This window comes from Streptomyces iakyrus (assembly GCF_000717055.1).
In the GTDB taxonomy this organism is placed as follows: Bacteria; Actinomycetota; Actinomycetes; order Streptomycetales; family Streptomycetaceae; genus Streptomyces; species Streptomyces iakyrus.
This window is the reverse complement of record NZ_JNXI01000159.1, coordinates 1-290: the sequence shown is the minus strand read 5'-3', so window position 1 is coordinate 290 and position 290 is coordinate 1. Positions and strand designations below refer to the sequence as shown.

1 protein-coding gene is annotated in these 290 nt (G+C 65.2%); it reads left to right on the top strand.

What is annotated here, in order from left to right; genetic code table 11:
* Positions 1-290, top strand: a 290-nt coding sequence (locus OO68_RS41925) for a lyase family protein (protein WP_033314766.1), incomplete at both ends; no start/stop codon positions are given.

The window sequence follows — 290 nt, the reverse complement described above, 5'->3', positions numbered from 1 at the left end:
CGACCAGTTCGTCGTGGACGTCGTCCAGGGCGGTGCCGGCACCTCGACCAACATGAACGCCAACGAGGTCGTGGCGAACCGGGCGCTGGAGCTGCTGGGCCACGCCAAGGGCGAGTACGGCTTCCTGCACCCCAATGAGGACGTCAATCTCGGTCAGTCGACCAATGACGTCTACCCGACCGCCGTCAAGATCGCGACGGTGTTCGCGGTGCGCGGGCTGCTCAAAGCGATGGCGGTTCTGCAGGACACGTTCGCGGCCAAGGCCGTCGAGTTCCGCGATGTGCTCAAGA